This is a genomic window from Flavicella marina (genome assembly GCF_009193215.1).
Lineage (GTDB): Bacteria > Bacteroidota > Bacteroidia > Flavobacteriales > Flavobacteriaceae > Flavicella > Flavicella marina.
In genome coordinates, this window is sequence record NZ_VYVA01000002.1 from 23,556 (window position 1) to 50,303 (window position 26,748).

25 protein-coding genes and 1 riboswitch are annotated in these 26,748 nt (G+C 33.6%); of the genes, 20 read left to right on the forward strand and 5 right to left on the reverse strand.

Features of this window, described 5'->3' with window-relative positions; genetic code table 11:
• Positions 1-4: 4 nt before the first annotated feature.
• From F6P99_RS04875 to metK, 3 genes are all read right to left on the reverse strand, one after another.
• On the reverse strand, positions 5-325 hold the full coding sequence (locus F6P99_RS04875; RefSeq protein ID WP_152286343.1) for an FtsB family cell division protein: 321 nt from the start codon (positions 323-325) through the stop codon (positions 5-7).
• Positions 326-329: 4 nt separating this feature from the next.
• The gene (gene udk, locus F6P99_RS04880) at positions 330-938 is read right to left on the reverse strand and encodes a uridine kinase (RefSeq protein WP_152286344.1); all 609 of its coding nucleotides are present in this window, start codon (positions 936-938) and stop codon (positions 330-332) included.
• Between the two features lie 85 nt (positions 939-1,023).
• A complete protein-coding gene (metK, locus tag F6P99_RS04885) occupies positions 1,024-2,280 on the reverse strand; it encodes a methionine adenosyltransferase (RefSeq protein WP_152286345.1) in 1,257 nt (418 codons plus the stop codon).
• A 377-nt stretch (positions 2,281-2,657) separates the two neighbouring features.
• Here metK and F6P99_RS04890 point away from each other — a divergent pair, with 377 nt between their 5' ends.
• The 7 genes from F6P99_RS04890 to F6P99_RS04920 all read left to right on the forward strand — a co-directional run bounded on the left by F6P99_RS04890 (position 2,658) and on the right by F6P99_RS04920 (position 11,129).
• Entirely contained in the window at positions 2,658-3,932 is a 1,275-nt protein-coding gene (locus F6P99_RS04890; protein WP_152286346.1) for an O-acetylhomoserine aminocarboxypropyltransferase/cysteine synthase family protein, read from the forward strand.
• Positions 3,933-3,995: 63 nt separating this feature from the next.
• Positions 3,996-4,334, forward strand: a complete 339-nt coding sequence (locus tag F6P99_RS04895) for a TM2 domain-containing protein (protein ID WP_152286347.1) — start codon at positions 3,996-3,998, stop codon at positions 4,332-4,334.
• The gene (locus F6P99_RS13535) at positions 4,312-4,638 is read left to right on the forward strand and encodes a DUF2752 domain-containing protein (protein ID WP_152286348.1); all 327 of its coding nucleotides are present in this window, start codon (positions 4,312-4,314) and stop codon (positions 4,636-4,638) included. Before F6P99_RS04895 ends, F6P99_RS13535 begins: the two co-directional genes overlap by 23 nt.
• Positions 4,639-4,716: 78 nt before the next feature.
• Positions 4,717-4,827: riboswitch (SAM riboswitch) on the forward strand.
• A 93-nt stretch (positions 4,828-4,920) separates the two neighbouring features.
• Positions 4,921-5,895, forward strand: a complete 975-nt coding sequence (locus tag F6P99_RS04905; protein ID WP_152286349.1) for an alpha/beta fold hydrolase — start codon at positions 4,921-4,923, stop codon at positions 5,893-5,895.
• Positions 5,896-5,943: 48 nt separating this feature from the next.
• Positions 5,944-8,364, forward strand: a complete 2,421-nt coding sequence (gene thrA / locus F6P99_RS04910; protein ID WP_152286350.1) for a bifunctional aspartate kinase/homoserine dehydrogenase I — start codon at positions 5,944-5,946, stop codon at positions 8,362-8,364.
• Positions 8,365-8,453: 89 nt separating this feature from the next.
• Entirely contained in the window at positions 8,454-9,629 is a 1,176-nt protein-coding gene (locus F6P99_RS04915; protein WP_152286351.1) for a trans-sulfuration enzyme family protein, read from the forward strand.
• Between the two features lie 288 nt (positions 9,630-9,917).
• Positions 9,918-11,129, forward strand: coding sequence for a hypothetical protein (locus F6P99_RS04920; protein WP_152286352.1), 1,212 nt, complete (start codon positions 9,918-9,920; stop codon positions 11,127-11,129).
• A gap of 94 nt (positions 11,130-11,223) precedes the next feature.
• Here the strand turns inward: F6P99_RS04920 and F6P99_RS04925 are convergent, their stop codons facing one another.
• Positions 11,224-13,602, reverse strand: a complete 2,379-nt coding sequence (locus F6P99_RS04925; RefSeq protein ID WP_152286353.1) for an outer membrane beta-barrel family protein — start codon at positions 13,600-13,602, stop codon at positions 11,224-11,226.
• A 230-nt stretch (positions 13,603-13,832) separates the two neighbouring features.
• Here F6P99_RS04925 and F6P99_RS04930 point away from each other — a divergent pair, with 230 nt between their 5' ends.
• The 13 genes from F6P99_RS04930 to F6P99_RS04990 all read left to right on the forward strand — a co-directional run bounded on the left by F6P99_RS04930 (position 13,833) and on the right by F6P99_RS04990 (position 25,742).
• Positions 13,833-14,846, forward strand: a complete 1,014-nt coding sequence (locus tag F6P99_RS04930) for a sensor histidine kinase (RefSeq protein WP_152286354.1) — start codon at positions 13,833-13,835, stop codon at positions 14,844-14,846.
• Between the two features lie 8 nt (positions 14,847-14,854).
• Positions 14,855-15,568 (forward strand): LytR/AlgR family response regulator transcription factor, encoded by a 714-nt coding sequence (locus tag F6P99_RS04935; RefSeq protein ID WP_152286355.1) that lies wholly within the window; start codon positions 14,855-14,857, stop codon positions 15,566-15,568.
• Between the two features lie 47 nt (positions 15,569-15,615).
• Positions 15,616-16,026 (forward strand): RrF2 family transcriptional regulator, encoded by a 411-nt coding sequence (locus F6P99_RS04940; RefSeq protein WP_152286356.1) that lies wholly within the window; start codon positions 15,616-15,618, stop codon positions 16,024-16,026.
• 218 nt (positions 16,027-16,244) lie between these two features.
• The gene (locus tag F6P99_RS04945; RefSeq protein ID WP_152286357.1) at positions 16,245-16,502 is read left to right on the forward strand and encodes a DUF2061 domain-containing protein; all 258 of its coding nucleotides are present in this window, start codon (positions 16,245-16,247) and stop codon (positions 16,500-16,502) included.
• Positions 16,502-17,131, forward strand: coding sequence for a phosphoadenosine phosphosulfate reductase domain-containing protein (locus F6P99_RS04950; protein ID WP_226913023.1), 630 nt, complete (start codon positions 16,502-16,504; stop codon positions 17,129-17,131). The genes F6P99_RS04945 and F6P99_RS04950 overlap by 1 nt, the downstream gene beginning before the upstream one ends.
• A gap of 39 nt (positions 17,132-17,170) precedes the next feature.
• Positions 17,171-18,073, forward strand: coding sequence for a sulfate adenylyltransferase subunit CysD (gene cysD, locus F6P99_RS04955; RefSeq protein WP_152286359.1), 903 nt, complete (start codon positions 17,171-17,173; stop codon positions 18,071-18,073).
• A 128-nt stretch (positions 18,074-18,201) separates the two neighbouring features.
• Positions 18,202-19,449 (forward strand): sulfate adenylyltransferase subunit 1, encoded by a 1,248-nt coding sequence (locus F6P99_RS04960; RefSeq protein ID WP_152286360.1) that lies wholly within the window; start codon positions 18,202-18,204, stop codon positions 19,447-19,449.
• Between the two features lie 12 nt (positions 19,450-19,461).
• Positions 19,462-21,558, forward strand: coding sequence for a HEPN domain-containing protein (locus F6P99_RS04965; protein ID WP_152286361.1), 2,097 nt, complete (start codon positions 19,462-19,464; stop codon positions 21,556-21,558).
• Positions 21,559-21,617: 59 nt separating this feature from the next.
• Complete coding sequence (gene cobA / locus F6P99_RS04970; RefSeq protein ID WP_152286362.1) at positions 21,618-22,379, forward strand: uroporphyrinogen-III C-methyltransferase; 762 nt, start codon at positions 21,618-21,620, stop codon at positions 22,377-22,379.
• The gene (locus tag F6P99_RS04975) at positions 22,376-22,957 is read left to right on the forward strand and encodes a precorrin-2 dehydrogenase/sirohydrochlorin ferrochelatase family protein (protein WP_152286363.1); all 582 of its coding nucleotides are present in this window, start codon (positions 22,376-22,378) and stop codon (positions 22,955-22,957) included. The genes cobA and F6P99_RS04975 overlap by 4 nt, the downstream gene beginning before the upstream one ends.
• 71 nt (positions 22,958-23,028) lie before the next feature.
• Complete coding sequence (locus F6P99_RS04980) at positions 23,029-24,084, forward strand: NAD(P)/FAD-dependent oxidoreductase (protein WP_152286364.1); 1,056 nt, start codon at positions 23,029-23,031, stop codon at positions 24,082-24,084.
• A 4-nt stretch (positions 24,085-24,088) separates the two neighbouring features.
• A complete protein-coding gene (locus F6P99_RS04985; protein WP_152286365.1) occupies positions 24,089-24,415 on the forward strand; it encodes a 2Fe-2S iron-sulfur cluster-binding protein in 327 nt (108 codons plus the stop codon).
• A gap of 145 nt (positions 24,416-24,560) precedes the next feature.
• Complete coding sequence (locus tag F6P99_RS04990; protein ID WP_152286366.1) at positions 24,561-25,742, forward strand: THUMP domain-containing class I SAM-dependent RNA methyltransferase; 1,182 nt, start codon at positions 24,561-24,563, stop codon at positions 25,740-25,742.
• On the opposite strand, the gene F6P99_RS04995 is transcribed toward F6P99_RS04990, so the two are convergent.
• Entirely contained in the window at positions 25,729-26,691 is a 963-nt protein-coding gene (locus F6P99_RS04995) for a helix-turn-helix domain-containing protein (RefSeq protein WP_152286367.1), read from the reverse strand. The genes F6P99_RS04990 and F6P99_RS04995 overlap by 14 nt on opposite strands.
• Positions 26,692-26,748 lie beyond the last annotated feature (57 nt).

A 26,748-nucleotide genomic window follows, 5' to 3' on the forward strand; every position in this document is an offset into this window, starting at 1 on the left:
TTTATTAATCTTTTAAAGTGTCAAATTCTATTAAAAATAATGTTTCTTCTTCTTTTTTTATGCGATATATCTCGCGAGCATATTTTTCTAATCGATCAGGGTCGTTTAAGGCCTTGATCATTTTTTTGTTGTGTTCGATTTCTTTTTCATAAAATTCAATAGAATTCTGTAACTCTTCAATTTCTTGATTGTATTCTCGATGATTTAAGTAAGAATTCTCGTCGAAAAACAGCATCCAAACGCAAAAGACAAGCAATATCAAGACATAGCGATTGGTCACGATTTTTAATATTGGATTGCTTTGTATTTTTTTTACTAGTTTCATTCAGTTACTTCAATTCTTGTTGTATCAAATTTGTTAATTTTGCTATCGCCTTATTGTTGGTTTTTGTTGTGTCAAAAACATAGTCCGCTTTGTTTTTATGAGGTTCTATGTAAGTTTGATGCATAGGTTTTAATGTGTTTTTATACCTATTCATAATTTCCTCAATGCTTCTTCCTCGTTCTTTTTGATCTCTATTTATTCGGCGAATCAATCGTTCATCGGCATCAGCATGGATAAAAATTTTTAAATCAAACAAATCTAACAATCTTTTGTCGTTAAATATTAATATTCCTTCAACAATCAATATTTTTTTTGGAGTTGTATTTTTAGTGTCATTTATTCTGTTGTGTTCTGTAAACGAATAAACAGGCTGTTCGATTGTCTTTCCTTTCTTTAACTCGTTCAGTTGCACAAAGAGTAAGTCAAAGTCAATAGCTTTTGGATGGTCGAAATTTAGTTTTGTTTTCTCCTCAAAGTTTAAATCATCTGTTTTCTTGTAGTACGAATCTTGAGAGATAACTTCAAGAACGGTCTCAGGGAAAAAGTTTTTCAACGCTGAAACGATGGTTGTTTTACCACTTGCCGTTCCGCCAGAAATACCGATAATAAACATCTATCTTTTTTTAACAAAAGTAGAAAAAAATAACGCCTTTGCAAATGAAAGCAAAGGCGTTTTAAGTATTTATAATCAATGATTTTTACAAACCAAAAGCAGTTTTTACTTTTGAAACATAATCCAGTTTTTCCCAAGTAAACGTTTCAATTTCTTTCTCAACAACTTCTCCATTTGGAGATTCATATCTAACTGTTTTAACTTCTGGAGTTCTTCCCATATGTCCGTAAGCTGCAGTTTCTAGATATATCGGGTTTCTTAATTTTAAACGTTCTTCAATTGCGATTGGTCTCATGTCAAAAATTCCGCTAAGTCTTTCAGCAATTTCACCATCAGATAAATTAATTTTTGAGGTGCCATAAGTGTCTACAAAAATCCCCATAGGTTCTACAACCCCAATAGCATAAGATACTTGCACCAAAATTTCATCAGCAACACCCGCTGCAACTAAGTTTTTGGCGATGTGTCTAGTTGCATAGGCAGCAGATCTATCTACTTTACTTGGGTCTTTCCCTGAAAAAGCACCACCTCCATGAGCTCCTTTACCACCATACGTGTCAACAATAATTTTTCTACCCGTCAATCCAGTATCACCATGAGGTCCACCAATTACAAATTTTCCAGTTGGGTTGATATGGTATTTGATGTCATCACCGAATAAAGCTTGAATTTCTGGCTTTAATTTCGCAAGAACTCTTGGAATTAAAATAGTGATGATATCTGATTTTATTTTGGCTAGCATTTTTTCATCGTCCGCATCAAAATCATCGTGTTGTGAAGATACAACGATAGCTTCAATTCTTTCTGGTTTGTTGTCATCAGAATATTGAATCGTCACTTGACTTTTCGCATCAGGGCGTAAATACGAAATTTCGGTTCCTTCTCTTCTCAAAGCTGCTAATTCGATTAACAAACGGTGAGACAACTCTAATGCAAGTGGCATGTAGTTATCTGTTTCATTCGTTGCATAACCAAACATCATTCCTTGGTCTCCAGCTCCTTGTTCTTCCTTTGTCGCACGATCAATACCTCTGTTGATATCGTCTGATTGTTCGTGAATTGCAGACAATACACCACAAGAATTACCATCAAATTGATATTCTCCTTTTGTGTATCCAATTTTGTTGATCGTCTCTCTTGCTATTTTTTGAACATCTAAATAAGTTTTAGACTTAACTTCACCTGCCAATACAACTTGACCTGTTGTTACTAATGTTTCGCAAGCTACTTTAGAATCTGGATCAAAAGCCATGAAATTATCAATCAAAGCATCAGAAATTTGATCTGCTACTTTATCTGGATGTCCTTCCGAAACAGATTCGGATGTAAATAAATATGCCATTATTTTAATTTTTTTCTATGAGACGAGAAAAAATCAAATAATTACCAAAACCGCTAAAGTGAAAGATGGAATCCTGCTTTAGCTCTTTTTTAACGAGGTGGCAATCAGTCAAATCTTTCCTCTTTGTTGTTTAACGCTGCAAAGTTATACAAAAGAAATGAATATTTGTATTTTAAATAAAAGTTTCTACATTTGTAGAACAAAATTTAGAAAAATGAAGTTTTTAACAAATATGTGTTCTATGATGATGTACAGATTTATTTCTGTAGGGGATACTATTGTGTAAAAACAACATACATAAATATTATAAACCTCTATAGTTATTCTATAGAGGTTTTTTTTGTTCAAAATAATTATCAAACTAAAAATTAAATACAATGAGTACACAAAATTTCGAAACAAATGCATTGCATGCTGGACACGACACAACTCAAACTTTAGGAACAAGGGCGGTACCAATCTATCAGTCTTCTTCATATGTTTTTAATGACACAGACCATGCCGCAAATTTATTTTCATTGAAGGAATTAGGTTTTATTTACACACGATTGAATAATCCTACAAATCAAATCTTACAAGATCGATTGGCAGCAATTGAAGGTGGAATTGGTGCGGTTGTTTTTGCATCCGGAACTTCTGCTATTGCTACTGGGTTAATGACTTTGTTGCGTGCTGGTGATCATATTGTGGCTTCGAGCAGTTTGTATGGAGGAACATTTACTTTGTTAAATGTTACGTTGCCTCGTTTAGGAATCACAACTACGTTCGTTGATGCTTCGAACCCTGATAATTTTAAAGATGCGGTTCAAGATAATACTCGTGCGTTTTTTGTAGAATCTTTAGGGAATCCTAAACTAGATGTATTAGATTTAGAAGCAATTGCTGCGCATTCTAAAGCAGCAGGGGTGCCGTTTATTGTAGATAATACAGTGGCGACACCAGGTTTGTTAAATCCAATCAAACACGGAGCGAATTTGGTAATTCATTCTTTGACAAAATATATTGGAGGACAAGGAAATTCTTTAGGAGGAGCAATTGTTGATGCGGGAACTTTTGATTGGACAAACGGAAAATTTCCTGAGTTTACAGAACCTTCTGCGGGATATCATGGGTTGGTGTATAGCGAAGCATTAGGTGCTGCAGCATTTACTTTTAAATTGATTTTAGAAGGTTTGCGTGATTTTGGTGGAGCTTTGAGTCCATTCAATGCATTCCAAATTATTCAAGGTTTAGAAACCTTGTCAGTGCGTATCAAGCAGCACAGTGAAAATGCTTTGGAATTGGCACAATGGCTAGAAGCAAGAGAAGAAGTAGCATGGGTAAATTATCCAGGGTTAGAGAGTAATAAATACAATGCTTTGGCAAAAAAATATTTACCAAAAGGACAAAGTGGTTTGGTTACTTTTGGTGTGAAAGGTGGGTTTGAGTCAGCAAAAAAGTTAACGGATGCTACTAAAATATTTTCTTTGCTAGCAAACATAGGAGATACGAAATCATTGATCATTCACCCTGCAAGTACAACACATCAGCAATTGACTGAAGAAGAACAATTGGGAGCAGGGGTTTCACAAGATTTAATACGTTTGTCTGTTGGTTTAGAGTCTGTTGAAGATTTAAAAGCTGATTTAGAAAATGCTTTTAAGGCATTGTAATACCAATAAAATAAGTAAATTTACCAGAGGCATAAATTATGCCTTTGGTAAATTCTTAAAACTATGAAGATCGTGAAAACTGAAAACGAAAAATATTGCTTAGAATGTGCTGAGCCAATTAATGTCAAAGCAGAAATATGTCCTAAATGCGGGGTACGACAGCAGGTTGTTTACGGTAAGACTACAGAACGTCAAGAACAAGAAAAAAGATGGATCGTGTCGTTGGTGTTGTGCTGGTTTTTTGGTTTTTTAGGAGCGCATCGTTTTTATACAGGACATACCGGTATTGGTATAGTCCAACTATTAACGCTAGGTGGTTGTGGAATCTGGTGGTTAATTGATTTTATTATTTTACTGGTTGGTAGTTTTAGAGATGTAGATGGAAACCCAATTAGATATTAAAAGCGCGGTGGGACTGTATGTAGGTCAGCGGAAATTGTACTTTATTATTGGCGGCTATTTTTTTTTAGCTACAATTTTATTCGAAGTTTTTAAGGTTGATTTATTTGTTCCATGTGTTTTTAAATCTTTTTTTCAGTTTGATTGTTTTGGATGTGGATTTACACGAGCAACAGTTCTTTTATTGAAAGGAAGATGGATAGATGCTTTTGAAATGAACAAATTAGTTTTTGTCGTTTTACCAATGTTGATGTATATCATGGTAAAAGATATTCGTATTTTTCTTAGAAATCTACGAACAAATTAGAGAAAAGAGATTTTTCACAATTGTTGCAGTTTGGTAAATTATTCATATTTTTGCAGCATAGTTCATACTTTTATTGAAATGTTATCAAGAAAGGCAGAGGGATTAGACCCGGAGAAGCCTTAGCAACCCTTTAATCTTTAAAGAAGGTGCTAAATTCTACCTTAACAAATATGTTAGGATAGATAACCTTAGACGAATCAAAGTCCTCTCATTTTTTTTAACACATCAATAAACACATGCAAATAAAGCGTTGTGAGATGATTAATTATAAAAATATATACTTTGAATAGTAGTTTAAAATATCATTCTATTGAAGATTTCACCACGGAAACGGGTGTAGTTTACGACGAATTAGAAATTTCATACGAAGTTTTTGGTCAAGAATTACATACGGCTCCTGTTGTGCTAGTAAATCATGCTTTGACAGGTAACTCAGATGTTGCAAGTCCACATGCTGGTTGGTGGCGCGGAATCATTTCTGATGGGAATTTAATTGATACACAGAAGTATACAATAGTTGCTTTTAATATACCTGGGAATGGGTTTGATAAAAAACCAGACAATTTAATTTCGAATTACAAAGATTTTACAGCTAGAGATGTTGCAAAATTATTTGGTACAGCTTTGTTAGATTTTGGGGTTCAAAAATTACATGCAGTGATTGGTGGTTCTTTAGGTGGCGGAATATCATGGGAAATGGCAGTGTTATTTCCCGATTTAGCAGATAATTTGATAGCGGTAGCATCGGATTGGAAAGCATCAGACTGGATTTTAGCACACAATAAAGTGCAAGAGCAGATTTTACTCAATTCAAAAAAACCGGTACATGATGCACGAATGATGGCGATGCTATTCTATAGAACAGCGGGCTCTTTTAAAGAGAAGTTTAATAGAACAGTAAATGAAAATTTAGGAATACCAAATGTTGAAAGTTGGTTGTTGCACCATGGTTTTCAATTAGAAAATAGGTTTCATCTGCAATCTTATAAAATGGTAAATCACTTATTGTCCACACTTGATATTGTTAGAGATAGAGGAACTTTTAAAGAGGTAGCACCTAAAATCAAAGCAAAAATCACACAGATAGGGATCGATTCTGATTTCTTTTTTGTGCCAGAGGAAAATATTGAAACTAAAAATATTTTGGATCAACTAGGGATAGATAGTACGTACAAAGAAATTAGTTCTATTCATGGTCACGATGGTTTTTTGGTTGAGGATGGACAGTTAAAAGAGTTGTTAAAAGATATTTTTTAGAACGAATAATAAAATACATCATTAAATAATGATGAACAATTTAAAGAGATGAAAGTAATTAAATTCGGTGGTAAATCATTGGCAAACGAACTAAGTTTGAAAAGTGTTTTAGAGATTGTTATTTCTAAAATTCAGAAAAAGGAAAAAATAGTTTTGGTTTTGTCTGCACGTGGTTCAACTACAAATGATTTAGAGAAGATACTTGAAAAGGCGAAAAAAAACACGAATTATAAGGAAGCGTTTGAGTCATTTAAAGTTTACCAACAAGCACCAAGTGAAAAGATTGATTTTACGGAAGAATTTACTTTTTTAGAAAAAATATTTGAAGGAGTTAATTTACTGGGTGACTACAGCCCAAAGATCAAAGATTTGGTATTGGCATATGGAGAATTATTATCTGTAAAATTGGTAGTTGCATTGTTACAAGAAAAAGGGATAAAAGCGAAAGCTGTTGATTCTAGAAGTTTGTTAAAAACAGATGCTACTTTTGGAGATGCCGAACTTTTAGAAGATGTTTCGAAGTATAATGTAGTTGAGTATTTTAAAAACTGCAATGAAGACGTTGTACAAGTGGTGACTGGTTTTATTGCTTCTAACTCTGAAAACGAAACAACTACTTTAGGAAGAAATGGGAGTAGTTATTCCGCTGCGTTGTTGGCGAATTATTTAGGAGCCGAAGAATTGCAAAACTATACACATGTAGATGGAATCTATACTGCAAATCCAGATTTAGTACCGAATGCTCAAAAAATTGAAAATTTATCGTTTAAAGAAGCAAATGAATTAGCAAATTTTGGAGCTTATATTTTAAATGCTAAAGCAATGATTCCTTTAACTGAAAAAGGAATTCCACTACGTATACTGAATACCTTTGACCCAGAAAATAAAGGTACCTTAATTACAAAAGACCATACATCGAAGGATGGAATCAAAGCAATTTCTGTATTAGAGAATATGGCATTGATCAATCTTGAAGGAAAAGGATTGTTAGGAAAAGTGGGTGTCGATGCTCGTGTTTTTACAGCCTTACAGAAAGACAATATCAGCGTAAATATTATTTCTCAGGGTTCTTCTGAAAGAGGAATTAGTTTCGTTGTTGATGCAGCTCAAGCTCGTAAAGCTCGAGAAGCGCTAGCTAACGAGTTTAACTTAGATTTTTTAAGTAAAGATGTTACTAAAATTGGAGTTGAGAAAGACGTAGCAATTATTTCTACTTTAGGTAAAACTTTGGCATCTTTCAATAGTTCGTATGGTGCGTTGATAAAAAATAGTATTGAGCCAATATTGATGAACAATACCGTAGCTGGTAGAAATGTGTGTTTGGTAGTAAAAAATAAAGATTTAAACAAAGCTGTGAATGTAATTCACGGTGAGATATTTGGAGTAGCGAAGAAGATCAATATCGCAGTATTTGGTGTTGGTTTGGTAGGAGGTACGCTTGTCGATCAAATTTTAGAAAGCAAAGCAAAAATTCTAAAAAGAAAAGGAGTAGATTTAAATATATTTGCGGTTGCTAATTCTAAAGCTGTTGTGTTAAACGCGAAAGGGATTAACGGGAACTGGAGAGAAGAATTAAAAACTACTGGAATAGCTAAATCAGTTGATGAGGTTGCAGCTTTCGCCAATGAGTATCATTTGGAAAATTTGATAGCCATAGATAATACAGCAAATGCACAATTTGTAGGAAATTATATTCCGCTTGTAAATAAAGGATTTAACTTGGTGTCTTCGAATAAAATAGGTAATACGATTTCGTATGATTTTTATGAAGAATTAAGGGAAGAATTAAAGAAAAATAAAAAAACATATTTATACGAAACTAATGTAGGTGCAGGTTTGCCGTTGATAGATACGATTCGAATGTTGCATCATTCAGGTGAAAATATTACGAGGATTAAAGGAGTGTTTTCGGGTACCTTGAGTTACCTGTTCAATAATTTCTCTGCAAATTCAGATGATTTTAGTGCTGTATTACAAGGAGCAATAGATCAAGGTTTTACAGAACCTGACCCGAGAGAAGATTTGAATGGAAACGACGTAGGTAGAAAATTGTTAATTTTAGCGCGAGAATTGGATTTAAAAAATGAGTTTTCTGATGTAAAAATTCATAATTTGATTCCCGAAAAATTGAGAGCTGGTGATACAAACTCTTTCTTAAATAATTTGAATCAATTTGATCCGGTTTACAAAGAAATAAAAGAAAACCAAGAACCAGAACACGTGTTACGCTATATTGGTGATTTGCATGGAGATTTGTCTCAAGATAAAGGTGTACTAGAAGTGAAATTAATTTCAGTTTCTAGTGAGTCTGCCCTTGGACAAGTGAAAGGAGCAGATTCTATTTTTGAAATTTATACAGAATCGTACGGTGAACGTCCGATTGTAATTCAAGGAGCAGGTGCAGGGGCACATGTTACGGCAAGAGGAGTTTTTGGTGATATATTGCGTCTTTCAGAAGGAGGCATGTAAGTTTTTATTATAGAGACAGTCCAAAAAGAAAATCACTTTGTAGAGTGAATAAAAATAATAGTAAAAGTAGTTGAGAGAATCAACCTAAGATGATGAGTAAAAAACATTTTGAAACAGAAGCGGTCAGAACGCAATCAGAGAGAACCCAATTCAAAGAACATTCAACACCGTTGTATTTAACTTCTGGTTTTGTATTTGATGATGCGGAAGAGATGCGTGCTTCTTTTGCTGAAGAAAAAGAGCGTGATTTATACAGTAGATATAGCAATCCAAATACCTCAGAATTTATAGAGAAAATTTGTAAAATGGAAGGTGCCGAAGATGGTTTTGCCTTTGCTTCTGGAATGGCAGCTATTTATTCTACATTCGCTGCATTGTTGAGTTCAGGTGATCATATCGTTTCTGCACGATCTGTCTTTGGTGCTACGCATGGATTGTTTACAAAATATTTTCCAAAATGGGGGATTGAAACCTCGTATTTTGGCGTATCAGAAGTTGAGAAAGTAGAAAGTTTGATTCAACCAAATACCAAGTTTATTTATGCAGAAACTCCTACAAACCCTGGAGTTGATGTGTTGGATTTAGAAGTGTTGAGTCGCATAGCGAAAAAACATAATGTTTTGCTGATTATTGATAACTGTTTTGCAACACCTTATTTACAACAGCCTATAAAGTTTGGAGCGGATTTGGTAATTCATTCAGCGACAAAATTAATCGACGGACAAGGAAGAGTTTTAGGAGGGATTACTGTCGGGTCTAAAGAATTGATTCGTGAAATTTATTTGTTTTCGCGTTTAACAGGACCGTCTTTATCTCCTTTTAATGCATGGGTGTTGTCAAAAAGTTTGGAGACCTTATCTGTGCGCTGTGATAAACAATGTGATAATGCTTTAAAATTGGCTGAGTTTTTAGAAGGGCATCCTAAGGTGAAATGGGTGAAGTATCCGTTTTTAAAATCGCACCCTCAATACGAAGTAGCAATCAAACAAATGAAACTAGGAGGTACAATTGTTGCTTTTGAAGTGGAAAATGGTGTTCAAGGAGGGAAAACTTTCTTTGATAGTATCGAAATGTGTTCGTTGTCTGCTAACTTAGGAGATACTAGAACGATCGTAACGCACCCAGCATCCACAACACATGCGAAGTTAGCGAAAGAAGATAAAGAGGCAGTCGGTATTTTAGATGGTACAGTCCGTTGTTCTTTAGGTCTAGAACATATTGATGATATTATTGCCGATATACAACAAGCATTAGAAAAGATATAAAATAGTATCATGTACCCTGAGCTTGTCGAAGGGTACTTGTCAAATGAATTTATAGCAAAAAACCAACACACTTTGTGTTGGTTTTTTTTGTTTGCGTTGGGGGATGTGTGAGATTAAATACCCCTATTAATAAGGATTGTGCTTTTTTTTGGAATAATTATTTTCGCACTATGTTATTAGGAAAATTACCTGGATGTTTTTATGATTGCCAATAGAGTTTGGCATGATGTTTTATAGAGTATAAGTATTGGTGGTTGCTATATGCCAATTAAATTAAATAAATTAAATATGAAAAAGAAAAATGTAACATGGCTAAGGCCTTTAATTCTTGTGTTTTTTGTAAATTTTTATTCTTGTAATGAAGATGCTTTACTTGTTGAGACCAATGTAAAACCTGAAGAGACAATTAAAAACGTTGAAATAAAAGAAGCGTTTGTATTTGAACCATTAAACACTGAATTTGTACCGGATATTTCAGAAAGACCATTTATAAACGGAAAATTTCAAGATGTTGGTTTTGGGTATGATGTAATTAATAATAAAGCATTAGATATTGCGATTAAGGATGATTATGAATCATTTTTAGGTGATAGTGATGTTTCTAATGGTGGTATTAGTGGGAATTATTCAGCTGATAATATCCCGAATATTAGAGGTGAATCCTATTCGTTTTATCCTAAGCAAGGAAGAAGAATCGATGTTGAGACAGATGGACGTTATGAGGAAAAACTAAAGAGTATATTTCATTCAACAAATCCACACGCTGTATATTACCTTTCTAGGTTTTCAACAGGGGCACCAGGGAGACAACAAATCTCAGGCCATCCAGATTTGACAGAAGAAGCTATTTCATTGGCAGAAAAAGATTTGGATGCTTTTATTAAGAGATATGGTTTGTTTTATGTAAAAGATAATTCTTATGGTGTTAGAGGTAGTTTTATAGCAAAATTATCTTTTGATGCTTCTGTTTATTCTCAATTTGATGCAAGCGAGACTATATTGTATTATTGTGAAGGTGATGAAGAGTCTATTTCAGATATAGGAAAAGAAATATTGGCGCATGGTCATCTGGAGTATTTTAGTGTATTTGATATTCCAAACTATTCTCATGATAAAATTTCGAATTATAAAGAGTTTCATGAAGAAGTTAGAAAGATTTATAAATTAATGGGATCAGATCCAGATGTGTTTAAGAATCGATTTTTGGATACGAAATTGGCGAGTTATGCAACTCATTTTAAAGATGAAGAAATAAAAAATAAGCTTTTAGAGTATGCTAATTGCCATATGCATTGGATGCAATGGAATGAGCTTCGTATAAAATTGAAAAATGTATCTCATTTGGAAATGAGTGATGATTTGATTATTGAATACAATAAAGCTATAGAGTTTGTGAATGAAAATTTAGAGAAATCTAAAAATTTTGAAGCTCATGAAGAGCCTAAATCTAATTTGTATGATGGATTGATACATAAGATTAATGTATCTTATTATAGATAATTAGGTAGATGCTAAAACCAACACTTTTGTGTTGGTTTTTTTGTTTTAAAAGAATAACCAAGTTCTCTATTTAAAGATTGTTCCATCAAAAAATCTACCTCCTTCTACCACCTGAATAGGTCATTGCTTCCCCTTTACCAAATCCATAGCTGATTCCAAGAGTAAAGAATCTGCCGCGACTCCTGTTGCTGTATCGTTCAAAAGTTGGTTGAGTTACGAATTGCTCATAAATTCTAGAATTAAAAACATCTCTAATTCCAATAGTAACAATGGCTTTTCCTTTGAGGATTTTTTTGCGAAGTCCCGCATCCATAAATGCATATGCAGCATTTGTTCCTTGAAGTGTTTTGTAGTCAGATCTATAATTACCGGTTAATTCAAGATCAATATCTTTTGGGAAACGGATTTTTGTTCCGAGTCTTGCAGACCATTGTCGTCCGACGAAGTCGAAAGACTGTTCTTCATAGGATCCATTTCTTTCAAAATAATTATAATTGAAATCACCATTAAATGTAAGCCAATTATTCGCGTTGTATTTTCCATTTGTTTCAAATCCTATGGAGTTTTTTGTACCGATGTTTTGAGGGGTAGCGATTGTTATATTGTCGACAAAAGTGTAAACGGTTTCTACTACATCTGTTGTGTATCTGTAGTATAAACTTGAATTTAGAGATGCTTTTCCTAAACTAAAAATACTGGTTAATTCGTACGAGTTTGTGAATTCTGGTTGCAATTCAGGATTACCAGTTCTTACATTAACGTTATCTCGAATGCTCACAAATGGATTCAGATTTCTTAAGCGAGGTCTGAAAATTCTTTTGGAGTATCCTGCCTGAATAGAAAAATCACTTGCTATTTTATACGAAGTATGAAGGGTAGGAAATAGATTCGTATAGTTCTGCTTGTTTGATTCGTCTGTATCTGTTAATAGGGTTTTTAAATCTGTGTTTTCAACTCTCAGTCCTGCTTTGACTCCCCATTTATCTTTTTCGTAGGCGAATGTTCCATATACACCTAGTACGTTTTGACTGTATTCAAAATTATTAGATAAAGAATCATTTACGATATATTCATGTTCAATCCATTCTCTTACTTCATAATCGTTTATAACACTATTAACAACATATTGCGTTCCTGTTTCTAGCGTAAAGATATCATTGATAGGATTGATGTAATCAGCTTTGAATGTGTAATCAGAATATTTGTAATCTGTATCAACCTGTTGTTTTTCGTTATTTTCTGATCCAGAAATAGTAGTATCTAAAAACTCAGAAGACAAATCTTTCGCAAAATATCTTCCTAACGCACTAACGATTAATGAATGCTCTTCGTTGTTTTTATACTCTTTTTTATAATTCAATTCGTATTGAAATTTTGGATTTGTTGCTTCTGTTGTTTCTGTTCTTACCCAATTAGAAATAAGATTGTCATTGGCGTCATATCCAGCGTAGGTCGTTTCTGATGGTTGATCTTCTATTTCGTAAGCAAAACTTCCCGAAAGAGTCAGAACATTTCGTTCATCGATATGGTAATCTGTACCGAGGGTTACATTAAAAAAGGTTTCATTTCGATATTCGGTACCTTCGTTGTATAGGGTTTCTCCACTGATGAGGTTTTTATTGGTTCCGCTTTTGTATTGAGGTAAAGAGCGATAGCCGGCACCAAGTTGCGTAAAAAGATTAAAGTTTTCAGTTCGTCGGTTCAAACTCGCACCTAAACTGTGGTTGTCAGGCGTTCCTGTGTTTGCAGAAATAGAACCATTCCATCCTTCTTTTTGTTCCTTTTTTAAGATGATATTTAAAATCCCAGAGGTTCCAGAAGCTTCATATTTAGCAGAGGGATTCGTAATTACTTCAATACTCTCGATCATATCAGCAGAAATGGTTCCAAGTGCGTTACTTGATTGATCTGCAAGTACAGATGGTTTCCCGTTTACTAAAATCTGAACGCTAGTGCTACCACGAAGGCTAATTTCTCCTTCGATATTTACATTTACAGAAGGCACGTTGTTAAGTGCTTCAAGTGCGCTTGCACCAGAACTACTAATATCTTTACCGACATTAAAAACTCTTTTGTCCAGTTTAAAAACCGTTTTTGAGACTTCTGCTCGAACCACAACTTCGTCGAGCTTTTTGTTTTCTGGAGCTATTTGAATCGTTCCTAAATCTATGCGATTATTAGTGTTTTCGAATTTTGAAATTGTTTTGGTTTCGTACCCCATAACACTAATTTCAAGTTTAAAGTTTTTACTTGTGGTAGTCAAACTAAATAAACCATCGATGTTAGTAGTGGTCCCCGCTTTTTGTGCTGTGTCAGAATCATACAGAACTATACTAGCGTAAGGTATGGGCATCTCAGTATCCTTTTCCACAACTGTTCCAAGTAGTTCGATTGAGTTTTGTTGCGCGTAAGACAAACAAACGGTCAAAAAGAATACTAAGTTTACGTATATCTTATTAGGTGTGTATATCATTTTTTAACGTATTGTGTGAGGTGAATATCTATATCGGTAAACTTGTTTGAAACAAAGAAAATAAGATTCTATATGATATGAAATTTTTTCTTGGCGAACGACATAAACTACCTGGCGAACTGCAGTATGTCGTTTAACACCTTATATGAGTTGTTTACGGGAAGAGTTTAGGTGATTAGCAATAGGTGTACAAGTTTGTGTTATATTTTGATTAATTTTAAAGTATGAAAATGAAGAAATATTTCACACAATCCAAAGTAAACGAGTTGATTTTTCAATTGTTACTCCATTTGATGGTCTTTGTGTTTTTTGCCTATGATAAGAGAATTGAAGGTGTTGATTTTAAACAATTTTATTTTTTCTTGAACCTAGTCATTGCTGCATTTGTCATTAATTATGTATTGTTACCTAAGTTTCTGTACCAGAATCGGTATTGGGAATTGGTAGTTTCTATTGTCGTTATATTGGGAATGGTAATTGTAGTTGAAGAGTTTTTTTTAGAACAGGTTTTTTATCCAGAAACTAGAGGGCAAAAGTTCTCTAAGATTTTTTATACATTATTAGGTGTTCTGCCTACAATATCAATTTTAGTTGGTTTTAAGTTTGCTTGGGATGCTTTGGTAAAACAAAGGGAAGTTCTAGAGTTAAAAAACTCGGTAAAAGAAAGTGAATTGTTGTACTTAAAATCCCAAATAAATCCACACTTTTTGTTTAATAACATAAATAATTTGTATTCTTATGCAGTGATGGAGTCGCCTAAAACACCTGAGATAATTTTAGAACTTTCATCTGTTTTACGATACATGTTGTATGAATGTAAAGAGCGTTACGTTCCTTTAGAAAAAGAAATCAATCACTTAGAGCATTATATAAATCTAAGCAAACTTCAAATAGAGGGCAGGGGAGAAGTTAATTTACAGATAGAAAATCTCGGACCGTCGTTCGATATTGCTCCTTTGATATTAACAGTATTTGTTGAAAATGCATTTAAGCATAGTTCGTCAAGTCAAACCAATGCTATCGAAATTGACATAGATTTGAAAATTGATGAAAAAGGAGTGCTTAATTTCAAGTGTAAAAACACATTTTTAGAAATTAGTAATACCGATAGCTTGGGAAGTGGAATAGGATTGTTGAATGTAAGAAAACGATTGGAGTTGGTTTATCCAGAGCGTCACAATCTCGAAATTAGCGTAGATAATAATTATTATTCGGTAGATTTAATGGTAGAATTGAAAGATTAATTAAAAATATGAATTGTATTATCATTGAAGATCAGTTACCAGCTCAAAGGGTATTAGAAAAATATATTTCTGATATTGGGTCTATGAATTTGATTGGTTGTTATGCAGATGCGATGGAGTCATTAGAGGTAATTAATTCAGGTAAGGTAGATGTTGTTTTTTTAGACATCCATTTACCAAAAATTTCAGGGATGGATTTTTTAAAAAGCCTTACAAGTTCTCCAAGCGTGATTATCACAACTGCCTTTCAGGATTATGCTATTGAGAGTTACGAGTACAATGTGGTTGATTATTTATTAAAGCCATTTTCGTTTCAGCGTTTTGTAAAAGCAGTATCAAAGGCAAATAAGAAACAACCGAATCTAGGGGGGGCTTCGCCTGTTGTTAGCCAAGAGACTGAGGTGTTAGACGAAATTTTTGTAAAGGTAGGTTATGATTTTGTTAGAGTTCGTTTTGACGAGATTTTTTACATTCTAACCGATTCAGATTATACGGAGTTGTATTTTAAAGATAAAAAAGTGCTTTCTTCAGAGTCTTTAAAATATTGGCAAGGGGTTTTAGATGAAAAAAAATTCATGCGAATACATAAGTCGTATATGGTGAATATTTCAAAAATTGTAAAAGTATCAGGAAATAAAATTTATTTAGAAGAAAATAAAACAATCCCATTAGGTAGAGCTTATAAAAATGATTTTTTAAAGTTGTTTAAGAAAATAACATAATCTATTAAGTTTATAGGGTAGGTAGAATAAAATTTTTATCTTCGCATATGCTTTCAAAAAAGACCAAATACGGATTAAAAGCCTTGACTTTCTTGGCGAACAGAGAAGAGAATTGTCCTGTTCAGATTTCGGAAATTGCAAAAAGTGAAAATATATCTCATAAATTTTTAGAAAGTATTTTGTTGACATTGAGAAAAGCAAGTTTGCTTGGCTCGAAAAAAGGCAAAGGAGGAGGCTATTACTTGTTAAAAGAACCACAAGAGATTTTGATGACAGAAGTGATTCGATCTTTAGAAGGTCCAATTGCTATGGTGCCTTGTGTAAGTCTTAACTTTTATGAAAAGTGTGATGATTGTCCTGATGAAAATGCTTGCAGTGTGCATAAATTAATGATTCAGGTAAGAGACAGCACGCTTCAAGTGTTTAGAAATACCACACTCGCAGATTTAACCAAATAATTTTATCTAAAGACGATAATTTAATCCTTTACTATAATTTTGTTTTTTTTATCCTACTGTTTAGGTAGGGTAAATGGGAGCTCCCGTAGTTTCTGAAAAAAATACTTGTTTTTTACGATAAAAAACCTTGTGGGTTTGTAATGTTCTTCTTATTTTTGCGTCATAATCTACTAATCCGATAGGGTAATATGTTTTAAAACTAAAGAAATTAAAAATTAATGATACTAGATAGGTTACAAAACGACAAAGAAAATCAAAGCTACCAGCAAGCTGTAGTTTCTGATAAGCCCATACGTAGTTTGTTAAAGGCTATTAGTTGGAGAGTTGTTGGTACTGTTGATACACTTATAGTTTCTTTGTTTATTACAGGTGAAGTTGGAACTGCATCAGCAATTGCAGGTGTTGATTTTGTAACAAAAATGATTTTATACTTTTTTCACGAAAGAGTGTGGAATACAATTAAATGGGGAAGATAATGAGTACACTTTATTCAGAAGCAGCGCTTCAAGAAATTAACGATTCTTTGAAAGGAAAAACGCCACAAGAAATCGTAGCATGGGCTTTAGAAACAGCGAAAAATCCTTTAATCACAACAAATTTTCGTCCTTACGAAGGGTCTATTTTACATTTGACAACAAGTCAAAAAAAGGATTTAAAAGTGGTTTGGTGTGATACGGGGTATAATACACCGAATACGTACCGTCATGCAGAAGAGTTAAAAGAAAAATTAAATTTGAACATTCATTTGTATGTTCCACAACAAACTTCGTCTCATAGAGATGTAGTGATGGGAATTCCACAAATAGAAGATCCAATGCATAAAGTATTTACAGAGCAAGTAAAGTTAGAGCCGTTTAAAAGAGCGATGTCTGAACATCAACCAGATTTGTGGTTTACAAATTTAAGAAAAGGACAAACAGCATTTAGAGATAGTATAGATATTGTCTCTCAAGGAGCAGATGGAGTTTTGAAGGTAAGTCCTTTTTACGATTGGTCTGATGAGCAGTTGGATGCTTATAATGAAGAAAATGGTATTCCAAACGAGCACAAATACTTTGATCCAACTAAAGTATTAGGAAATAGAGAATGTGGCTTGCACGCTTAATTCTTAATAAATAATTCACGAAATAAATATTACAATATAATGAGTACTATATTAAATTCTAACGCTTTAGAAAACGAAGCTATCTATATCATGAGAGAGGTGGCTGCACAGTTTGAAAAACCTGTGTTGTTGTTTTCTGGAGGTAAAGATTCTATAACATTGGTAAGGCTAGCTCAAAAAGCTTTCTACCCAGCCAAAATACCATTTCCATTCTTGCACGTTGACACAGGGCATAATTTCAAAGAAACTATTGAGTTTCGTGATAAATTATGTAAAGATTTAGGGGTAGAGCTTATTGTGCGCAATGTGCAAGATAATATTGATTCAGGTAAAGTTCAAGAAGAATCAGGGAAGTATGCAAGTAGAAATATGTTGCAAACAGAAACATTGTTAGATGCCTTAGAAGAGTTCGGATTTGATGCTGCTATTGGTGGTGCGCGTAGAGATGAAGAGAAAGCAAGAGCCAAAGAACGTATTTTTTCTGTAAGAGATGATTTTGGTGGATGGGACGAAAGAAACCAAAGACCAGAGTTGTTTGATATTTTAAACGGGAAAATTGATTTAGGACAAAACGTACGTGTTTTTCCAATTTCTAACTGGACGGAATTAGATGTTTGGTCTTATATAGAAAAGGAAGATATTGAAATTCCTTCTATCTACTTTGCTCATAAACGTAAAACTTTTGTGAGAGACGGAATGATCTGGACTGCTGATGATGAAGTGGTTTACAGAGAAGAGGATGAAGAAGTTGTAGAAAGAATGGTTCGTTTTAGAACTGTTGGAGATATGAGTTGTACTGCAGCTGTTTTGTCTGATGCAGTAGATATTAAAAAGGTGGTTGAAGAAATTAGAGATTCTTCTATTTCTGAAAGAGGTGCGCGTATTGATGATAAGCGTTCTGAAGCAGCCATGGAAAAACGTAAACAACAAGGATATTTCTAAAATCGACAATAAGACATTAGTATCTAGAATTTAGATTTTAATGTAAGAGCGATTCAGTGAATAAATAAATTAAAAATTTTAGGAAATGGTCTAGCTACTAGATACCAACTATTAGATACGAAATTAAAATGGAAGTTTTAAAAATAGCAACAGCAGGAAGTGTAGATGATGGGAAAAGTACCCTTATCGGTCGTATTTTATATGATACGAAATCATTGACTGATGATAAATTAGAAGCAATTGAGCGCAGTAGTAAACAAAAAGGATTTGATTATTTAGATTTTTCTTTGGCTACTGATGGATTGGTTGCTGAGAGAGAACAAGGAATTACAATTGATGTAGCACATATTTATTTTTCAACAGCGAAAAAGAGTTATATCATAGCAGATACTCCAGGACATGTTGAGTATACAAGAAACATGGTAACGGGGGCGTCTACATCGCAAGCTGCAATTATTTTAGTTGATGCGCGTAAAGGAGCAATTGAACAAACATACCGTCATTTCTTTATCAATAACTTATTGAAAGTTAAAGATATCGTTGTTGCAGTAAACAAAATGGACTTGGTAGACTTTTCAGAAGAGAAATTCAATGCGATCAAAGCAGAGATTTCTTCATTGGCTGAAAAAGCAGATTACAAAGGACAGAACATTACATTTATTCCGGTGAGTGCTTTAAAAGGAGACAATGTAGTGTATAAATCAGATCAAACACCATGGTATGATGGTGAGACGATGCTAGAGCACCTTGAAGGTTTAGATGCTCAAGATGTATATGAGGTATCACAAGCACGTTTGCCTATTCAAACAGTAATTCGTCCTAAAACGGAAGAATTCCACGATTTTAGAGGGTATGCTGGTAAATTGTACGGGGGTTCTTTAAGTGTAGGTGACGAGGTAACAGTATTGCCGTCGAAAACATCTTCTAAAATTAAAGAAATTTATCATTTCGACAAGACTTTTGATAAAGCAGAAAGAGGTTCTTCTGTAAATATCACTTTAGAAAATGATATCAATATTTCTCGAGGAGATTTATTAGTGAAATCTTCTGAGTTGCCAAAGGAAGCAAAACAAATTGAAGCAAAAGTTTGTTGGATGGATGCTAAAAACTTGGTGCCAGGTACGAAGTATTTAATACAACACGGAGCAAATAGAGTAATTGCAAAAATAGGAGATGTGAAATCTGTAATTAAAACTGATTTTACAGGAAAAGATGATTCAGCTTCTCAATTAGCAATTAATGAAATAGGAGAGGTATCTATAAAATTGGCTAAGCCATTATTTTATGATGCTTATGCAGATAATAAAGCAAACGGTTCATTTATTTTAATCGATGCACAAACTAACAATACCTCAGGAGTAGGTTTTATCCAATAAATAGTATACGAGATGCAGAGTTTTAGATCAGAAATAGAAAATCCTATCGTTGAAAAAGATATCATCGATTTGGCAGACAAAATTCAATTGTTTCATGAAGGAAGAATTGATGAAGAAAAATTTAGAAGCTTACGTTTGGCTCGTGGAGTATACGGGCAACGTCAGTTTGGTGTTCAAATGATACGTATCAAATTGCCTTATGGTAAAGTTACGAGTGATCAATTACACCGAATTTCTGACGTGTCTGATGAGTATTCGAGAGGGCGTTTGCATATTACAACACGTCAAGATATTCAAATTCACTACGTAAGTTTGGATAGAACTCCAGAGTTATGGGCTGAATTAGAAAAGAGTGATATTACTTTACGTGAAGCTTGTGGTAACGCGGTAAGAAACGTTACTGCTTCTGAAACTGCAGGAATTGACAAGAATGAACCTTTTGATGTTTCTCCGTATGCACATGCTGTATTCCAATTCTTTTTAAGAAATCCTATTTGTCAAGAATTAGGACGTAAATTCAAAGTTTCTTTCTCTGGAACTGATGATGATACGGCTTTGAGTTTTATGCATGATATAGGATTTATTGCAAAAACGAAGGTTGTCAATGGAGAAGAAGTAAGAGGATTTAAAGTAATGTTGGGTGGAGGATTAGGTTCTCAACCTCGTTTTGCTGATGTGGCTTTCGATTTCTTAGAAACAAATAAAATTATTCCTTACATGGAATCTATTTTACGTGTTTTTGATAGATATGGAGAGCGTTCTAAAAGAGCAAAAGCTCGTTTGAAATTCTTCATCAAAGATGTTGGGTTAGAAAAATTCAATGAAATTGTTGCTTTGGAGACAAAAGCATTGTCAAATCAAACGGTAGAAATTTCTGCAGAAGGATTCGATACGCCAGATGTTTCAGGAATTGTAGCTCCAGAAGTGACCGTGGACCAAGCAGCATTTGATGCATGGAAAGCTTCTAACGTAATTGAGCAAAAACAAGAAGGATTATTTGCAATTGGAGTAAAAGTAAATATTGGAGATTTTTATACGAAAGAAGCTAGAATTTTAGCTGATTTGATTAAGAATTATGCAGGAGACGAATTGCGTTTCTCATTGCGTCAAAATATATTAATTCGTCACGTACGAGAGGATTTATTACCTTTCTTTTTCCAAGAATTAGGGAAATTAGGAATGGTAGATTTAGGATACGAATCAATCCAAGATGTTACAGCTTGTCCAGGAACGGATACATGTAACTTAGGTATTGCTTCTTCAACAGGTATTGCTGATGAACTTGGAAAAGTATTAAGAGCAGAATACCCACAATTTGCAGATGATAAAGATTTAATGATCAAAATTTCTGGTTGTATGAATGCTTGTGGTCAACACAATATGGCAAACATCGGGTACCAAGGAATGTCTGTGAAGTCAGGAAAATTAGTTGCTCCTGCTTTACAAATTTTATTAGGTGGAGGAATTTTGAAAGATGGAAAAGGTCGTATTTCTGATAAAGTAATTAAAATACCTTCTAAGAGAGGTCCAGAATCATTGCGTTTAATCTTAAATGATTTTATTGCGAATGCTGATGGAAAAGACTTTATCAACTATTATCTAAAACAAGGAGAAAAGTATTTTTATGATTTCTTAAAACCATTATCTGACGTTTCTAATTTAGAAGAATCAGATTTTATTGACTGGGGTAACGAAGAGAAATATGAGAAAGCCGTTGGAATCGGGGAATGTGCTGGTGTAGTAATTGATTTGATCGCTACTTTGTTATTCGATAGTAAAGAGAAAATCAACAATGCTAAAGAAACATTAGCAGAAGGGAAGTTATCAGATGCTATTTATTATTCTTATAGTTCAATTGTAAATACTGCGAAAGCTTTATTAACTGCAGAAGGAAAGAAAACAAATACACACAATAAAATTATTACTGATTTCAACGAAGTATTTGTTGCTACAGGAAAAATTCAGTTAGATACAGACTTTGAGTCGTTTATCTATCAAATAAATAAAAATGAGCCTTCTCAAGAATTTGCTGCGAAATATTTAGCAGATGCAGAAAAGTTCTACACATTAGTAGATCAATACAGAGAGAAAGAATTAGTTGAGGCTTAATAGTATTTTTGAATTAGGAGTTGTTATTTTTGCAGCTCCTAATTTTTAAAGAATCAAGAATGAACAAACAACCCAAATTAACATTAGTAGGAGCAGGACCTGGTGATCCAGAGTTGATTACTTTGAAAGGAGTAAGAGCTTTGCGTGAAGCAGATGTGGTTTTATACGATGCTTTGGCTAATGAAGAGTTGTTAGATTATGCTGGAAATGCAGAGAAAATTTTTGTTGGAAAACGAAAAGGGATGCATAAGTTTATTCAAGAAAAGATTCAAGAACTGATAGTTGAACATGCATTGCAAGGAAAACATGTTGTAAGATTGAAAGGAGGAGATCCTTTTATTTTTGGACGTGGATCTGAGGAATTAAAATTTGTAATTCAAAAAGGAATTGAAATTGATATAGTATCAGGTGTAACATCTGCAATTGCAGCTCCAGCTAGTTTTGGAATTTCTTTAACACAAAGAGGGGTAAATGAGAGTTTTCGTGTGATTACGGGAACACGCTCTGATTTAAAGTTGAGTGAAGATATTGAAGCGGCAGCGAATTCTAATACTACCATTGTAGTATTGATGGGAATGAGCAAGCTAGAAAATATTGTAAATATGTTCAAAGCGAAAGGAAAGAATACCATTCCAGTTGCTATCATTGAAAACGGAACAAAAGCTCAAGAGCGTTTGGCTGTTGGAACTATAGAAACAATATTAAATATCGTAAACAATAAGGGGTTGACAAATCCTTCAATTATAGTTATTGGAGAAACAGTGAAAGAAAGCGAAACCTTGTACACGCAGTTATTAACGCAAAAAGGAAAATCATTATAATGCAGAATCAATTATACCCTGTTTTTTTGAAAGTTACTGAGCTCAATACATTAATTGTTGGAGGAGGTAATGTGGCGTTAGAAAAGTTGACATTTCTTTTAAAGTCGAGTCCAGATGCTAAAGTGCAAATGGTATCACCAATGTTTCGTGAAGAAACAATTGCTTTAGCGAACAAGCATGGTGTTGAAATGTTTGTACAGCCTTATGATGTAAGCTTTTTAGAAAACAAGCACATCGTTATCGCAACGACAGATTTAGAAGTGGTAAATAAGCAAGTACATGCTGACTGTAAAGAAAGAAATATTCTTGTGAATTTGGCTGATAATCCTCCGTTTTGTGATTTTTATATGGGAGGTATTGTAACCAAAGGGAATGTAAAAATAGCAATTTCTACCAATGGTAAATCACCGACAATGGCAAAGAGATTGCGACAATTTTTTGAAGAGGTGATTCCAGCTGATATCAATGAATTGGCAGAAAATTTGAATGAATATAGAAAAACTATCAAAGGAGATTTTGAAGAAAAAGTAGAAGCTTTGAACGAATTCACCAAAGGATTGGTAGCAAAAAAGAAATAATTAAATTAATATAAGGCGAAATAGTATTTTATTACGACTTTTGCAAAACTAAAAATAAAAATAGTACCAAGATGATCAAAACAGATATATTAATAATTGGAGCCGGACCAGTAGGAATGTTTGCCGTATTTGAAGCGGGATTATTAAAATTACGTTGTCACTTAATTGACGCTTTGGCTGAGCCAGGAGGTCAGTGTTCTGAAATTTATCCTAAAAAACCTATCTACGATATTCCGGCATATCCAGAAATCTTAGCAGGTGATTTAATTAAAAATTTAGCAGATCAAATTGCACCTTTCGAACCTACATATACATTAGGAGAAAGAGCAGATACCATTGAAAAATTAGAAGACGGAACTTTCGTTGTAACGACAAATAAAGGAACAAAACACAATGCACCTGCTGTATTTATCGCTGGTGGATTGGGATCTTTTGAGCCTCGTAAACCTCCTATCAAAGAAATTGTTGATTTTGAAGATAAGGGTGTTGAGTATATTATCAAAGACCCTGAGTTTTATAGAGGTAAAAAGGTAGTTATTTCTGGAGGTGGAGATTCAGCTTTGGACTGGTCTATCTTTTTAGCAGATGTTGCTGATGAGGTTTCTTTAGTTCATAGAAGAAAAGATTTCCGTGGAGCATTAGATTCAGTTGAAAAAGTGGCTGAATTATCAAAAGCAGGAAAAATCAATTTGATTACAGATGCTGAGGTGAAAGAAATACATGGTGACGGTAAAGTAGAGTCTGTATTGATCAAGCACAAGACAGAAGGTGATATTGTTAAAGAATGTGATCATTTTGTACCATTATTTGGATTGTCTCCAAAATTAGGGCCAATCGCAGACTGGGGATTAGAAATTGAAAAGAATGCAATTGTTGTAAATAACGCATTGGATTATGGAACGAACATTCCTGGTATCTTTGCGATTGGAGATGTAAATACATATCCTGGTAAATTGAAATTGATTTTGAGTGGTTTCCATGAAGCTACGATTGCAGTTCAGTTTGCTTACAACATCATCAATCCAGGAAAACGTTATGTGATGAAATATACTACGGTAAATGGAGTTACAGGTTTTGATGGAGAAAAGAAAGAAGCTAAAAAAGCAGTTGTTAAAACAATAGACTAAGAAAATGTCAGATATTAAAGTAAAAATTACAGATAGAGAAGGAGTTGTACATGAGTTAGTTGCCCCAACAGATATGGGTATGAATATCATGGAATTGTGTAAAGCTTATGAGTTACCAGTAGAAGGTACTTGTGGTGGTATGGCAATGTGTGCTTCTTGTCAGTGCTATGTGAAATCTGATCACGAATTGCCAGAGATGGGAGATGCTGAAGAAGATATGTTAGATCAGGCTTTTTACGTTGAAGACAATAGCCGTTTGGGTTGTCAATTACATATTACTCCAGAAATGGATGGTTTAGAAATAGAATTGGCGCCAGAAAGCGAAGTGTAATTTTACTTCAAAACAAATTTAAAATCTCTAATGTTTCCATTAGAGATTTTTTTTGCTCATATAATTCATTTGTAGGTAAAAGCATTGTGGGTTTACACGTTGGAAACTTTTTTATTTCCTTACTTTTGCAATTCAATAGTACACGATGGAGAATAATTTTAGAATGGTTGCTACAACCATGTTCGGTTTAGAAGAAGTATTGGCAAAAGAATTGAAAGACCTTGGAGCTCAAGATGTAGAAATAGCCAATAGAAGCGTTAGTTTTAGAGGTGATAAAGGTTTTATGTACAAAGCCAATATCGCATTGAGAACCGCCATACGAATTCTAAAGCCTATTCGAAAGTTTCGAGTGAGAAATGAAGATGATTTGTACAAAAGCCTTCAAAAAATTGAGTGGGAAAAGTACTTAGATGTTGATGGTACTTTTGCTATTGGAGCGGTTGTGAATTCTAGAAATTTCACCACCAATTCTCATTATATATCGTTAAAATCGAAAGATGCTGTCGCAGATTACTATCGTCATAAATACAGCAAACGACCTAATGTCGATTTAAAGTATCCGAACCTAAAAATTCATGTACATATAAAAGATGATTTGTGTACGGTTTCTTTAGATAGCTCTGGTGATTCTTTACATAAAAGAGGGTATAGAAGTTCTACGAATATCGCACCAATTAATGAGGTCTTAGCTGCTGGTTTAGTGTTGTTGTCAGGGTATACTGGAGAAGAAAACTTTATAGATCCGATGTGCGGATCAGGAACAATTTTGATCGAAGCTACGATGATTGCCTGTAGGATTCCGGCGAACATCAATAGAAAACATTTTGCTTTTGAAAATTGGTTGGATTATGATGAAGATCTATATTTTATTATACAGGACTCTTTACTGAAGAAGATTAGCAGTCCACATTATAAAATAATGGGATTCGATAAAGCTCCTTCTGCTGTGAAGAAAGCGAATGAAAATATAGATAATGCAAATCTTTCTGATTTTGCCGCAGTACATCATGTAAATTTCTTCAACTCAAAAAAAGAAGTTTTCGGTAAAACGACAATTATGTTTAATCCACCTTATGGTGAACGTTTGGAATTGGCTGATTTAGAAGGGTTTTATAAAAATATTGGAGATACCTTAAAATTTGGTTATCCAGGCTCTACTGCTTGGTTCATTACTTCTGATTTGCAAGCTTTGAAACATGTTGGATTAAGAACCTCGAAACGAATTCCTTTAAAAAATGGAGATTTGGATTGTCGATTCGTTCGATATGATATGTACGAAGGTTCTAGAAAACCTCAAAAAACAGCATGGGGTACTACGGAAGAATAGTACTTGTTGTTTTTTGTTTTCTGTATTGATTCGGTGTCATACCTGTTTGTTTCTTAAATGCGTACGAAAAGTGTGCCGAATGCTGATATCCAATTTCTGATGCAATATTACCGATAGACGTATTTTGGGTTGTTAATAATTCTTTTGCGTATTGAATTCTTTTATTTGATGCGTATTCAAAAATCGTAAGATCAAAAACTTCTTTAAAATATTTTTTTAGATACGAAGTGTTGAGTCCAACTATTTTCGCTAATTCTTTAATGGAATATTGTATTTGAAGTTCTGAATCTATGATGTTTTTTACCTGATCTAACTGTTTTTGATACGGGTGAATATAATATGAATTTGTGTCGATTTCAAGTTGATTGGTTGCTTCAGAAAGCAATTCAAAGATTTTAGAATTTAAAAACATCAATTGGCATAAACCTCTTTTTGATGGATGAAAAATAGGCTCTAAAATAGTATAAGGATTTTCAGAAAATTGAAAATTAAAGAAGCTCTTTTCGTGAAACAAAGTAAATAGGTTTTGTCTTAACGAAGGATGAAAAAACACTTGGTCAAAATATTTCTCTTTTAGTTCTAGTACAACAAATTGTTGCTCGTTTTTTATAGGTGTAATAAGTGTGTCCTCTAAATCATCGGTAAAAATTCCTTTTCCGTATGCATCTAACTTAGAAGAAAATGTATTAGTTTTTATAACGAGTGTATTTTTCTGATGAAGATTTATGAAAACAAATTTGCTTTTTTTTACATCAAATTTTATAGAGTCATAGTTTGAGCTATTTATCGATATTTTATGTAATATCCAGGATGTGTAAGAAACTGATAATATGGTTCCTTCAGCAAAATCAGAACGAAATATTAATTCTTTAGATAGAACCCCATAATTGTTTTCAAGGCGTTTATCAATTGTATTAGACTCATTGTTATGATTAAAAAAGATATTCATTGATTAGTTATGCTAGGTATTATTAGACATTTTTAATATTACCACTGCAAATATATT

Coding starts and splice junctions, on each gene's coding strand:
- F6P99_RS04875 (WP_152286343.1), bottom strand. CDS start 325: ATGAAACTAGTAAAAAAAATACAAAGCAATCCAATATTAAAAATCGTG.
- udk (WP_152286344.1), bottom strand. CDS start 938: ATGTTTATTATCGGTATTTCTGGCGGAACGGCAAGTGGTAAAACAACC.
- metK (WP_152286345.1), bottom strand. CDS start 2,280: ATGGCATATTTATTTACATCCGAATCTGTTTCGGAAGGACATCCAGAT.
- F6P99_RS04890 (WP_152286346.1), top strand. CDS start 2,658: ATGAGTACACAAAATTTCGAAACAAATGCATTGCATGCTGGACACGAC.
- F6P99_RS04895 (WP_152286347.1), top strand. CDS start 3,996: ATGAAGATCGTGAAAACTGAAAACGAAAAATATTGCTTAGAATGTGCT.
- F6P99_RS13535 (WP_152286348.1), top strand. CDS start 4,312: ATGGAAACCCAATTAGATATTAAAAGCGCGGTGGGACTGTATGTAGGT.
- thrA (WP_152286350.1), top strand. CDS start 5,944: ATGAAAGTAATTAAATTCGGTGGTAAATCATTGGCAAACGAACTAAGT.
- F6P99_RS04915 (WP_152286351.1), top strand. CDS start 8,454: ATGATGAGTAAAAAACATTTTGAAACAGAAGCGGTCAGAACGCAATCA.
- F6P99_RS04920 (WP_152286352.1), top strand. CDS start 9,918: ATGAAAAAGAAAAATGTAACATGGCTAAGGCCTTTAATTCTTGTGTTT.
- F6P99_RS04925 (WP_152286353.1), bottom strand. CDS start 13,602: ATGATATACACACCTAATAAGATATACGTAAACTTAGTATTCTTTTTG.
- F6P99_RS04930 (WP_152286354.1), top strand. CDS start 13,833: ATGAAGAAATATTTCACACAATCCAAAGTAAACGAGTTGATTTTTCAA.
- F6P99_RS04935 (WP_152286355.1), top strand. CDS start 14,855: ATGAATTGTATTATCATTGAAGATCAGTTACCAGCTCAAAGGGTATTA.
- F6P99_RS04940 (WP_152286356.1), top strand. CDS start 15,616: ATGCTTTCAAAAAAGACCAAATACGGATTAAAAGCCTTGACTTTCTTG.
- F6P99_RS04945 (WP_152286357.1), top strand. CDS start 16,245: ATGATACTAGATAGGTTACAAAACGACAAAGAAAATCAAAGCTACCAG.
- F6P99_RS04950 (WP_226913023.1), top strand. CDS start 16,502: ATGAGTACACTTTATTCAGAAGCAGCGCTTCAAGAAATTAACGATTCT.
- cysD (WP_152286359.1), top strand. CDS start 17,171: ATGAGTACTATATTAAATTCTAACGCTTTAGAAAACGAAGCTATCTAT.
- F6P99_RS04960 (WP_152286360.1), top strand. CDS start 18,202: ATGGAAGTTTTAAAAATAGCAACAGCAGGAAGTGTAGATGATGGGAAA.
- F6P99_RS04965 (WP_152286361.1), top strand. CDS start 19,462: ATGCAGAGTTTTAGATCAGAAATAGAAAATCCTATCGTTGAAAAAGAT.
- cobA (WP_152286362.1), top strand. CDS start 21,618: ATGAACAAACAACCCAAATTAACATTAGTAGGAGCAGGACCTGGTGAT.
- F6P99_RS04980 (WP_152286364.1), top strand. CDS start 23,029: ATGATCAAAACAGATATATTAATAATTGGAGCCGGACCAGTAGGAATG.
- F6P99_RS04985 (WP_152286365.1), top strand. CDS start 24,089: ATGTCAGATATTAAAGTAAAAATTACAGATAGAGAAGGAGTTGTACAT.
- F6P99_RS04990 (WP_152286366.1), top strand. CDS start 24,561: ATGGAGAATAATTTTAGAATGGTTGCTACAACCATGTTCGGTTTAGAA.
- F6P99_RS04995 (WP_152286367.1), bottom strand. CDS start 26,691: ATGAATATCTTTTTTAATCATAACAATGAGTCTAATACAATTGATAAA.